Genomic DNA, 11,912 nt, shown 5'->3' with positions numbered 1-11,912 from the left:
GCCTCAGCGAACCACTCCCAGCGTGTCATCACGGTCACCGTCCCAGTCACCGACCAGGACCTTGTCGGCAGCCCGGCCGTAGGCCTGGGTGATATCGGCCGCGCCCCCGGCGATCGTGTTCTTGACGTAGTAGGTGTTGCCTCGGCGCACCGCCAGGGTGTCCCTGCCGTCACCGTCCCAGTCACCGGACAGCACGGTGTCGCTGGAGCGGCCGTAGGGGACGACCCTGTCCGCAGCCCCGGCGCTGATGGAGTTCTTGATGTAGTAGGTGCTGCCTCGGCGCACCGCCAGGGTGTCCCTGCCGTCACCGTTCCAGTCGCCGACGACAACCTCGTCGTCGGCCCTGCCGTAGGAGGTGGTGACATCCGCCTGCCCCCCGTCCATGGAGTTGCGGAAGTAGTAGGTGTTGCCTCGGCGCACCGCCAGGGTGTCCGTCCCGTTGCCGTCCCAGTCGCCGACCAGGACCTCGTCGCTGGCCCGACCGTAGGTGAAGGTGCGCAGGCTGCCTCCGGTGGAGTTGGTGTTGCGGAACCCGACCTTGTTGCCGTCACGGCGGGCCAGGGTGTCGACGCCGTCACCGTTCCAGTCCCCGGAGAGCATCTGGGAGGTGGACCGGCCGTACTGGAGCTCGATGTCGGCCCTGGCCGACCAGGAGTTGTTGAGGTAGATCGTGTTGATGCTGCCGACCGTGGAGCCGATGACGCCCTGCGCGACCGAGCGGATGGTCCCCAGCCTGGAGTAGCCGACGTCGCCGGGGCAGGTCGTGTACCCCACGTCACGGTGACCGATGATGCGGGGCAGGGACACCGTCGTGCCCGCCTGGTAGCGTGCCGTGGTCCTGATGGTGAGGTTGGCGGACCCGGTGGCGCTGGAGACGCCTGCACGGCCCAGGAACCAGCCCGCCATCTTCCCCACGGCCTGGACCTGGGTGTCGGTGGGTGCCACAGAGCTGTAGGTGCCCAGCATGGACAGCCCCATCGTGCCGGTGTTGACACCCAGGGCGTGGCCTCCCACCACCATCTTCCCCGCTGCTGCGGTGGTGGACCCGTACCGGCCCTCAAAGACCCGGCCGTACTTGTCGATGAGGAAGTTGTAGCCGATGTCGCCCCAGCCCAGGGTCACGGCGTGGTAGTAGTAGATGCCGTTGACGATTGAGGCGGACTGGCTCGAGGTGTAGCTGTTGGTTCCTGCCGTGTGGTGGACCACGACGTGCGAGGCCGAGGCGTAGCTCGGGCTCCACGTCATGTAGGCGGAGTTGGCACCCCACTCGGCACGGGTGGTCACCTCCACCGGCAGGCCGTTCGCCGTGGTCGCGGCCCCGAGCGCCGCAGGGAGCACGCTGGAGCCCACCGGGTCGGAGGGGCCGACGGCCGGCTGCTGGGAGACCTCCGGAGAGGCAGGGGTGCTCTCAGCGCCACCGCTCTCGCCGGAGCCCTCACCGGAGCCGCCGTCCTGGGACTCCTGCTCCTCGGTACCGGTCTCCCCAGGCTCGGGGGACTGTGGTGACACCGGAGTGGGGCCAGCCTCGGCGGTGTCGACGTCGGAGTCCTCCAGGACCTGCTCGCCCTCCGGGTTGCCGGGGACCAGCGCCAGCTGGAGGTCGGCCGGGAGATCCTCCGGCGCCCCCAGGACCGCAGCCTGGACGGCGTCGGCACCGCCGGTGACGAACTCCCCGGTACCACCCGCCGCCACGTCGTCAGGACCGGAGTCGACCGACTCGTTGAGGTACCACTCCGACCACTCGCTGCCCTCGCGCACCCGAAGGTAGATCTGCGTCCCCTCGGGCAGGCTGGTGCCTTCGGCCCAGGTGAATCCTGCGACCAGGAAGTCAGAGACCTCCAGCGGCTCAGTCAGCAGCACGGCGTCGGCCTCCGGGGTAGCAGCCTCCGTCTCCGCCGCAGGCACCACCTCGACCTCCTGGGCCTCCCGCGTGGCGCCCACCACCGGTGTCACGGAGGAGGGCTGACCTGTGCCGTCAGCGGGCTGCTGCTCCTCCTGGGCCTCTCCCTGGGCCTCGTCGAGCCCCGCCTCGGCCACGTCCGTGGCCTCGCCCTCCGCAGTGGTCAGGCTGAGGACCTGGACCGGTGCAGGGGCCTCCTGCTCCGTGCCCGTGTCCGCGCCTGCCGTGGGAGCCGCTCCCACCAGCAGGACAAGAAGGACCGCGACGACGGCCTGGAGAAGACGAGAGGCGGGCATGTTGCTCCTTTCGATGCGGCAGGACCGGGAGCTGCGCACGTACACGCCGCGCAGAACCCGCGTAGCCACCGGGGAGACTACCCGCCCACTACTCGTTAAGGAAGAGCCATGGATCTCACCACGGAGCACACAGACCTCTCACAGCGCGCAGGGACGGCCCCTCGGCTGTCATCGCAGCATCGCGCAAGGAGACCATCTCTAGGTCACAATTATGTGACAGGCCGTGTCGTGCTGCCCAACGAGCACCGGCCGCCCGGTGCAACTGCGACGGCTCCCGCAGGCCTGTGGCATGATGTCAGCGGTCAGCAGCAGCCGGTACCGGTATCGTCGTCCTGACCGGCCCAGACACGTTCGGAGACCCAGACACATGCACGTCCTCATCACCGGCGGTGCCGGCTTCATCGGTGCCAACTTCGTCCACCAGACCCTCATGCGCTACCCCGACGCCACGGTCACGGTGCTCGACAAGCTCACCTACGCCGGAAACCGGGGCTCCCTGGCGGACCTGGGCGAGCGCGTGACCCTGGTCGTGGGCGACATCGCCGACGCGGACACGGTTGACCCGCTGGTAGCCGAGGCCGACGTCGTCATCCACTTCGCCGCTGAGTCCCACAACGACAACTCCCTGCGGGACCCCTCCCCCTTCATCCGCACCAACCTGGTGGGCACTTTCACGCTGCTGGAGTCCGTACGCCGCCACCGGGTGCGCTTCCACCACGTCTCCACCGACGAGGTCTACGGCGACCTGGAGCTGGACGACCCGGCAAAGTTCACCCCGACGACCCCCTACAACCCCTCCTCCCCCTACTCCTCCTCCAAGGCGGGCAGCGACCTGCTGGTGCGCGCCTGGGTACGCTCCTTCAGCGTGGAGGCCACCATCTCCAACTGCTCCAACAACTACGGCCCCTATCAGCACGTGGAGAAGTTCATCCCCCGCCAGGTCACCAACCTCATCGACGGCGTGCGCCCCAGGTTGTACGGCGCCGGCCAGAACGTGCGCGACTGGATCCACGTCCTGGACCACAACGACGCCGTGTGGGACATCGTCGAGAAGGGCCGCGTCGGTGAGACCTACCTGATCGGCGCCAACGGGGAGAAGAGCAACAAGGAGGTCGTCGAGCTGATCTGCGAGCTCATGGGGCACGAGCCCGACGACTACGACCACGTGGCGGACCGCCCCGGTCACGACATGCGCTACGCGATCGACAACACCAAACTGGTTGAGGAGCTCGGATGGGCACCCCGCTACACCGACTTCCGCTCCGGCCTGCAGGCCACCATCGAGTGGTACCGGGACAACGAGGCGTGGTGGCGGCCTCTCAAGGCTGAGGTCGAGGCCAGGTACGCGGCCCAGGGGCAGTAGCCGGTCAAAAGCCGGTAAAAAAGTCGGCCAAGGTGGTCGACAGCGGCTGACCAGAACGAGGCCACCCAGCCACCAGCCCAGGTGCCCCTACCCGTCAGCCTGCCCGTCACAGGCGGTGACAAGCCAGAGACTGGCTGTTCCCTCCGACGCCAGCAGGGTGAACCCCTGGGAGGTGTCCACGTTGACGTACCCGGAGAAGTCAGGGGAGATCGCGTCGGGCGGGATGCTGGTGTCCTGGTAGTACACCGGGGTTCCGCCCCGGGCTCTGACCTGCTGGCAGACCACAGGGTCGGTGTGGATGAGGTTGAACTGCCTGGCCAGGTAGACCTCCTCGTAGGGGGCGCCTCGGGAGGTGGAGGTACGATGGATACTGTCTGCACCTGCCAGCACGGGAAAGAGCCCTGCACCAGAGGCGGGGTACCCATAGACCACGGCGTCGGTCGGAAGGTCCCTGGCAGCGTCCTGTATAAAACGGGTCTCCTCAGTCGTGACCCACGGCAGGTGGATAAGCGCGGAGGCGTCATAGCCGCGACGCGCCCAGGTCGTGGTGTCCCTAGCCGTCGTGCCCACTGCGACCCAGCTTGCCACCGCCACCGTGCTGCCGACAAGGAGCGCACCCACCACAGGCACGAGCCCGCCCTGGCGCAGCCGGGCCGCGCACCAGGTCAGGACGGCCTCCACCGCGCAGGCGGCCAGAACCCCGGACAGGACCGCGAGAAGCCCCAGGTAGCGGTTGTCGTCACGCCACCACCCGCCGACCAGGGCGCGCCACCACCCCTGCGGGCTGGCGGTCAGCACGACAAGGAGCAGCACGGTGCCCCAGGCCGTCACCACCTCCCAGCGCCGACGGCACAGGGTGAGGACCAGGCCGCACAGGGCAGCCAGGGCCACGGGCCAGTAGTGCCACGTGCCGCCGTTGCCCTGGAGCGGAGCCAGGGTGAGCGCCCCGACCAGGACCTCGCCCATGCTCCGCGGCTGACGGTCGTAGCCGCTCATGGCACCCAGGGCCGGCAGCAAGCACATGGCCCACAGCACCAGGGCCGCCAGACCCACCAGCAGCAGGGACCACAACCGTGCCACCCCTCGGCCCCGTACAGCCACCTGGACGGACCACAGGAGCGTCAGCGCAGCCACGACGACCACAAGAAGCTGGCCCGCCCCCGCGTGGGCGGCTCCCGCACCAACGATCCCGGCCACGACGGCAAGCACGGCAGTGACGGCCCCCTTGCTCCTGTACCACTCCAGGAGGGCCGCCAGGGCGAAGGGAACCAGCGCCACCGACAGGGCGGTGGGAGCCTGGCCGTGGAAGTAGAGCGGAAACCCGGGAAACCACATGGTGGCGGCCCCGGCGGAGGGGGCCAGGGCAGCAGTGACGGGACCGCCCCCTGCGGCGCGCCCCAGCAGCGCGCACCCCAGGGGTGCCAGGAACAGTGAGACCATGAGCACGATGACGTTGAAGGCGGTGGGCACATCCACCGTCGGCACGAGCGCGGCGAGTGTGTGCCACAGGTTCGGGTAGTACCCGCCCCCGTTGACCGGCTGCGAGGAGCCCAGGGGGGAGGCGTTACCGGAGTCCATGATCTCGACGACGTAGTTCAGGTGGAACATCACGTCGTGGTTCTGCAGGATCGCGGAAGGGCTACCCGCCGCGCGGACGAGGACAGCCACCTGGAGCAGCGCGGCCAGGACCACCCCCAGAAGCGCCGCCCAGGCCGTGGGCGAGGCAGCCAGGCCGCACCAGGACCCACCAGGCCTGCCCCTGCGGTAGCTACGACGGCTCCTGAGCAGCCAGACCGCTCCGGCCGGGAGGCACACCAGGAGCAGGAGCAGGGACGCACTCGGCCTGGTCCACCCCAGTCCGAGAAACGGCATGACGACCGTGCCAGCGGTGACCACAATGATCCCCGTACCGGGCGCCCCCGCCACGGCCAGGCGAGGCCCCGCCCCGAGGGACCCGAGGACAAGAAGGCCGGGAAGCAGCAGAAGCGACAGGGAGATGGCGGCCAGGAGCACCGCAGCAAGCCATTCCAGCACGTCGTTAGGCTAGCCCAGCGGCGCGGGGACAGGCAGGCCTGTACCACCGGTATGCCGAGATGTTGCTGACGCTCGCCTCGAGAACCCGGGAACTCAGTGCCCCCGGAAGCAGCCGCCCGGCCTGCGCAGCAGCGCTAGTCGCAGGCGGTGATGCGCCACAGGGCGTAGTCGCCGTCGCTGGCCACGGGCTCGATGTCCTCCAGGGGAACCTGGGCGAACCCGACGTCCCAGCGGTAGGGGGGCTGCCCGTGACGAGCCCCCTCCGCGTCACGGGAGAGGTCCGTGTACAGGTAGAAGGCCCCGAGCTCCCCCAGCAGCCCGCACACCTCCTGCCTCCCGGTCCCGTCCTCCAGACCAGGCCAGGCCTCCGCAAGCCGGTGCTCACTGCTGTGGACCAGCGGCCTGGAGCGGGAGGGGTAGACCACCTGGACACCACCGAGAGCCCACAGCATTGAGGCTCCCCGCGAGGGTGGCCCCACAACCACCGCGTCAGGCGGAAGCAGTGAGGACGCCTCCTGAATAAAACCGATCTCCCTGGCCGTGACGAGAGTCCCGTACTGGACCTGCTCAGGATCATGGACACTAGCGACCAGGTCCCGCTGCAGAGGGAGCCTGCCCCCGGCGAGCACCACGACCAGCACGGCAGCGGCAGCACCTGGCAGCACGCGCCGGAAGGCGCGGAGCCAGCCAGGCCGGCCACCAGACCGGTCACCGTCCCGGTCAGCAAGGTGGCCGCCGTCCCGGCCACCGAGGCGGCGCTGCTGCCTGGCGGTCCGCAGCCGTGTCAGCAGGTAGGAGCAGGCCAGCGCGCTCAGGACCAGCGCAGGCAGGAGCACCAGCGGGACCAGCCGGGCCTTCTGCAGGTACCAGGGTGCTCCCAGCTGACGCCCCCACCAGGACGGTCCCCCGACCATGACCGTCAGCACCAGTGCCATCACCCATGCCCGGAGCCAAGAGCGCGCTGTCGGCTGCTGCCAGGCCAGCCACGCGCCCAGGAGGGTCAACGACGCCGTGACCAGCCCCAGGAGGGAGGTCCAGCCCCAGACCCTCCCGTAGGCGGGCAGGTCCGCCAGGGCCTGCCCCAGCGTCGCGACCAGGCCCGCCCAGCCGCCGTCAGGACGGGAGTAGCCCAGGACACCGGCCAGCGGACGGCGCACGACCCACAGCCCCCCCAAGGTTGCCGCCACCGCGATGGCAGCCACCCAGCCACGGGCACGGACCCGGGCCGTGGCCACCTGCCACACGGCGGGGAACCACCCTGCTCCCAGGACTATCACGTTGAACACGGCAACGCCGTGAGCCGCCACCGCTCCCACGGTGCACACGAGAAGCAGGAGCACCAGGGGCAGCGCCCTGCGGCCAGGACGACGGCACCACGGGCCCCGCTCCGGCCCTAGACCGTCCCCCTGGGACCCGGGCAGGACCACGGGTCCCAGGGGGCCTGCGGACACGGTACCGGCCGCCGGGACAAGCAGGTGGACCGCCAGCAGGACCCCGGGCAGCGCCACGACGCTGAGGGCGTAGGGCCACACGGCCAGGGACGTCAGCAGCACGCTGAAGGCGACGGCGCCGCCGCCCAGGAGCACCGCCAGTGCGATGCCCCACTCACGTGCAGGCCTAGGCCCTGGCAGCAGGTCCCGCGCCCCGGTCAGCATCCCTGCCAGGGAGCCGGGCCACAGGAGCGCCCCTGTTCCCAGCAGCGCCGCGTTCGTGGCCTGGGCGGGGCCTGCAGGCAGGAGGCAGACCACGGCGTGCCACGGTGTCGGGTAGTAGACGGACTGCCCCTGGTAGAGCGCCTCCAGCCCCCCCAGCAGGGAGGCGTCTCCTCCTTCCCGGACGGCGGCGACAGCACTGAGGTGGAAGACCGCGTCAAAGGCCTGGGCGGGCCACCGGGGGCTGACAGCCCCCCACCCGTAGGCCGCCACCCAGGTGACGGCGCTGAGCAGGACAGCAAGGAGCACAGGGCCGTGCAACCTGGCCATCGCCCTGGGGCGGCTACGTCCCCGGGACCAGGAGCCTGCCTCCCCCCCGTCCTGGAGCTGACTGGCCGCAGCCCTCGGCACCCGTGACAGCACCGCCATCAGCCCGGTAAGCATCGCGGTCAGCGCCCCCAGGACAGGCAGCGCGGCCGTGCCCCACCGCCAGCCGAGCACCTGGGCCACAACAGTGGCCACGGCGACCAGGGCCACGGTGACCCCCGGGGCCAGAGCCAGCGCCGACCACCCGCGCACACCTGCCGCGCGGCTCACGCACCACCCTGGGACCCACAGCAGGAGAGCGAAGAGGACCGCCAGCCCACAGGTGCCGAGAAGGTCAGAAAGGCTCACGAGCTCCATCCACAGGCGCTGATGACGTAGAGCGTGTGGACACCGTCGCTGGCCACAGGGGTCAGGGCCTCATCCGGTATCAGGTTGAGCTGGTTGTGCCACTGGGGCGCCTTGCCGCCCCCCGGGGGATCCCCCTCCGTGGGGTCGGCGTCGTAGTAGTAGTAGTGGGCCCCGAGGCGGTCCAGGGCCTGGCAGACCTCCGGGTCAACCTGGACGTAGGCGGCTCGGGCGGCCACGTAACGCCGGTCCTCCTCGGAGTAGAAGCGCAGGGTGGGGAAGACCACCGGCGTCTGCGTCAACGACCAGAAGTAGGCTGACCCGTTGGTCGGCTGCCCCAGGACGACGGCGTCGGAGGGCAGCTGGCCTGCCGCCTCCCGGATGAAGTCCGCCTCCCCCGGGGAGAGCATGGCTGTCCAGGTCAGGTGCTGGGGCTGGTAGGCCACAGCAACCACCCTCTCGTGCATCCCGGCCCGGCCGACGGCGTTGACGACCAGTGCCACCGAGCAGATCAGCGCCAAGACGCCGGCGACAGCCCGTGGCGCTCCTGAGCGGCTCCGGGCCAGCCCCGTGAGCCAGTCGATCGTGGTGGCTGCCAGCACCAGGGTGGAGATCTCCAGCAGCGGCAGGATCCGGGCCCGCTGAAGGTACCAGGGCGAGGCCAGCAGGCTCAACGGGGTCCAGGTGAGCACGGAGGCAGCCAGGAGCACCAGCACCAGGGGCAGGCACAGCGCGGCCCAGCGGTGGCGGCGCGTCACCAGGGAGACGAGGAGGCCGACGCAGGCGAGCAGGGTGAGCACCGTGGCCCCGAAGGAGCGGTCGGAGATGTTGGCGAGCATGGGGCTGTCCCGCCACGCCTCAATGAGCATCGTGGTCACCATCGCACCCGGCCGGGTGAAGCGGGCCAGCATGATGAGCTGGTCGGCGAAGAGGACGGCGCCCACGACGACTGCCAGAACCAGCCCGCCTGCCAGCACCAGCATGCCGGCGCGCAGGCGCCCGCCTGCCCGCCAGCAGCGGCGCACCTCGTGGAGGAGGACCAGCAGCAGCGCGGGCACGCCGATGACAGCCAGGTTGAAGACCGAGGTCCCGTGGACGAAGACCAGTCCCAGGGCGGCCAGGAGCGCACCGGCCACGGTCCCGGGCAACCACGTGGTGGTCCTCCTGGGAGCAGGACCGCGCTGCGGGCGGCACACCAGGATGAGGGGCACCGCCCCCGGCAGCAGGCACACCGCCCACGCGTAGGGCCACAAGGTGGTCAGCATGGAGAACGGGCCCGTCGCGATGGAGGAGGCCACGGTGCCCGCCAGCAGCGGCAGCCCATCACGAACCCGGCGCGAGGCCACCGGGAGAACAGCCGACAGGAGCGAGGCGCACCCCAGGGGCCAGATGACGCAGGCCCCCAGCAGGGCCACCACGTTGGCGGCCACCGGGACGGAGGCTGGCACCACCGCTACCAGGGCGTGCCAACCCGTGGGGTAGTAGTGCGTCTCTCCCCAGTACATGGGGTCGAGGGAGCCCACCGGGTAGGCGTTGGCCTGGCTGCGCACGTAGGTGGCCGCGTTCAGGTGCCAGACCCCGTCGGAGGCCTGCATCGGGGTGTCGATCCCGCCGAGGCCTCGCAGCACCGCCTGCGCCGACAGCAGGCAGGCCAGGACCAGGGCCGCGACAAGCGGCCACCAGGTCCTCGGCGGGGGATCCTCCTCTGCCCCTGGCCAGCGTCGGCGGGCCAGCCTGGTCACGGCGAGGACAGCCACAAGCAGCACCAGGAGCCCGAGGCTGGCCGTCAGCGTGTTCCAGGGCAGGGAGAGCAGGTGGTAGAGGACCACCAGCGCCCCCATGCCCGCAGAGGCGACCGAAGGAGCGGCTGCCAGCGCCTGCAGGCGCAGCACCCGCAGGCCCCGCAGCAGGAGGTAGCCGGGGACGAACAGGACGATCAGAACGAAGAGGGCGGCGGTACACGCCTCGACCCAGGTCGCGGTTTCCAGGAGCTACGCCTTCACATTGAGAACTACTGTCAGGACAGTGCCACACGGCAGCCGCACCAGCATATGTCCGCGACACAGGCGTGGACGAGTGGTAGCGGACGGTATCGACGAGGTATCCAACTCACCTGTGCCATCTCAGTCACGCTCGTCGTCTCTGCTTGTTGTCTCTGCTGTCTTCGTCCCCCTCTCTGCCTGGTTCTGTTCTGCCTACTCGTGCCCGGGCGGCCCTGTGGCCACCCCGGCAGCACCGTCGTCAGGCCGCCCCTCCCGGTCCTGCCCCAGGAGCAGGGCGTCGTACCGGGGGCGGACCGCGCTCCAGTCCGCGTGGGAGACCATCCACTCAGCCTGCTGCACCCGGTAGGCCTCGTCGTCGCACAGGGAAAGGATGCGGGCAGCGGCCTCCTGGGGTGTCGCCACCACCCACTGCGCGGGGAACAGCGCGCCAGGTCCTCCCCACCGGGCGACGTCGGGCCAGTTGCGTACCACCGGCAGCGCCCCTGACGCAGCCCCCTCAATAAAGCCTTCGTGCGTCCCCTCACGACGGGAGGAGGACAGGATGACCCCGGCCTCCCTGAGAAAGGCCGGGACCTGGGCAGTGCGTCCGGTGATCCTGACCGAGGGGCCGAGGTCCTCAATCCTGGCCCTGGTCGCCTCCGCGTAGGCTGCCTCAGCCTCCGACATGTCCTCAGGAAAATCGGGACCGATCAGGAGCAGCGACCAGGAGGGGTCCTCCTGGCGCACCAGGTCCAGGACGTCGAGCGCCCACGCAGGGTCCTTGCGTCGGGCGGCCCAACCGACCAGGGCGATCGTCCTGGCCGACCCGGCAGTCTTGGGGAGGCGGAACCGGGTGAGCAGCGCCCGGTTGGGGACCGTGGAGACCACGACGTGACCAGGCAGCCTCACCGTCGTCTCCAGCATCCTGCGGATAGCCGGGGAGACGGTCACCAGCTCGCTGACCGCGTTCCAGTCAACGAGCTGGGGCATCGCGGTAGACGCCTCGTAGGAGTGGATACGGATGAGCAGCCGGGCCCGGGGGGCCAGGAGCGGGACCATGAGGCTGGCCCAGACAGCGGCAGCGCTCCCCCACTCCACGAAGACGGTGTCTGCCCAGGCGAGGTCGTCGGCTACCTTCTGCGGTACCACGACCCGGTGCCCCCGACCACGCGCCAGCTCCACACGCAGCGCCAGGACGGTGCTCTGCTCAGGAACGACAGGCAGGTCCCCCAGGTCCTGGCACCGCACCTCGAACCGCTCGTCGGCATCGTAGTCCGTAATGATGTCTGTCACGAAGTTCCAGTTCTTCAGGGACAGGAAGAGGACCCGGCGCGGACGCTCCCGGGTGGCCGGGAGAGCCGCTCCTCCGTCCGGCACCACAGGCTCACGCTGCTGGGCAGCCGCGACGGCGACAGGGCGCGTCACCTCCTGGAAGGCCCTGGAGGCACGTAACGGGGCCAGAAAGCCGTGGGGGTCCACCGACAGGGCCGAGTCCGTGGCGCCAAAGTGCAGCTGGGGGTGGAACATCAGCCGCAGCACCAGGTCGAGCAGGCCCGCCACACAGGCGTCCTCCTCCGCCGCCCAGGCCTGGTCCGCCAGGTCGAGAACGTACTGGGCGGCTGTCGCGGCGCGACGTGAGTCGCCGCCGTCCACGTCCAGGTCGATGATGCAGTCCTCCAGACGCAGCACCGAGACCTCAGGGCGCTCACCCATCTGCGAAGCGGCCCGGCGCAGCAGCCGACGCGCCTGTGAGAAGCGGTGACGATCAGCCAGGAAGCGCGCCCGCCGGGCGACCTCCAGCGCGCCCGCCAGGGCGTTCCTGCGCAGCGAGACGTCGAGCCTGGCCAGCACGACAGTCTCCAGGACAGCCATCCCCGGCCTGGTGGTGGCTGCCCGGGCCATGAGGCCTACAAGACCAGTAGCGTTGCGTGCCATCAGCGCCCCCTGGACTCGTCAGCGGAGGGACCGAGGTACGCCTCGGCCTTGGAGCACGCCCTGGTGGGCCAGGACGAG

At 70.2% G+C, this 11,912-nt stretch carries 6 protein-coding genes; 1 reads left to right on the top strand and 5 read right to left on the bottom strand.

Features of this window, described 5'->3' with window-relative positions:
• Nucleotides 1-3: 3 nt before the first annotated feature.
• The gene (locus CWS50_RS02525) at nucleotides 4-2,196 is read right to left on the bottom strand and encodes an N-acetylmuramoyl-L-alanine amidase (protein WP_127841534.1); all 2,193 of its coding nucleotides are present in this window, start codon (nucleotides 2,194-2,196) and stop codon (nucleotides 4-6) included.
• Nucleotides 2,197-2,563: 367 nt separating this feature from the next.
• Between CWS50_RS02525 and rfbB the strand changes: the two genes are divergently transcribed.
• A complete protein-coding gene (rfbB, locus tag CWS50_RS02520) occupies nucleotides 2,564-3,559 on the top strand; it encodes a dTDP-glucose 4,6-dehydratase (RefSeq protein ID WP_127841533.1) in 996 nt (331 codons plus the stop codon).
• A gap of 87 nt (nucleotides 3,560-3,646) precedes the next feature.
• Here rfbB and CWS50_RS02515 read toward each other — a convergent pair whose 3' ends face one another.
• The 4 genes from CWS50_RS02515 to CWS50_RS02500 form a co-directional block, all read right to left on the bottom strand.
• Nucleotides 3,647-5,593 (bottom strand): DUF6541 family protein, encoded by a 1,947-nt coding sequence (locus CWS50_RS02515; RefSeq protein ID WP_127841532.1) that lies wholly within the window; start codon nucleotides 5,591-5,593, stop codon nucleotides 3,647-3,649.
• 134 nt (nucleotides 5,594-5,727) lie between these two features.
• Nucleotides 5,728-7,920 (bottom strand): DUF6541 family protein, encoded by a 2,193-nt coding sequence (locus CWS50_RS02510; RefSeq protein ID WP_127841531.1) that lies wholly within the window; start codon nucleotides 7,918-7,920, stop codon nucleotides 5,728-5,730.
• Nucleotides 7,917-9,848, bottom strand: coding sequence for a DUF6541 family protein (locus CWS50_RS02505; protein WP_341472743.1), 1,932 nt, complete (start codon nucleotides 9,846-9,848; stop codon nucleotides 7,917-7,919). The genes CWS50_RS02510 and CWS50_RS02505 overlap by 4 nt, the downstream gene beginning before the upstream one ends.
• Nucleotides 9,849-10,112: 264 nt before the next feature.
• Nucleotides 10,113-11,834: a glycosyltransferase gene (locus CWS50_RS02500; protein ID WP_127841529.1), complete on the bottom strand. Its 1,722-nt coding sequence runs from the start codon at nucleotides 11,832-11,834 to the stop codon at nucleotides 10,113-10,115.
• Nucleotides 11,835-11,912: the final 78 nt, after the last annotated feature.

It is taken from the genome of Actinomyces wuliandei (assembly GCF_004010955.1).
Classification (GTDB): Bacteria; Actinomycetota; Actinomycetes; order Actinomycetales; family Actinomycetaceae; genus Actinomyces; species Actinomyces wuliandei.
The sequence above is the reverse complement of the archived record's forward strand: the minus strand, read 5'-3'. Positions and strand labels throughout refer to the sequence as shown.

What these genes read in the sequence shown, in the direction of transcription:
- CWS50_RS02525 (WP_127841534.1), bottom strand. Translation starts at nt 2,196, where the DNA reads ATGCCCGCCTCTCGTCTTCTCCAGGCCGTCGTCGCGGTCCTTCTTGTC.
- rfbB (WP_127841533.1), top strand. Translation starts at nt 2,564, where the DNA reads ATGCACGTCCTCATCACCGGCGGTGCCGGCTTCATCGGTGCCAACTTC.
- CWS50_RS02500 (WP_127841529.1), bottom strand. Translation starts at nt 11,834, where the DNA reads ATGGCACGCAACGCTACTGGTCTTGTAGGCCTCATGGCCCGGGCAGCC.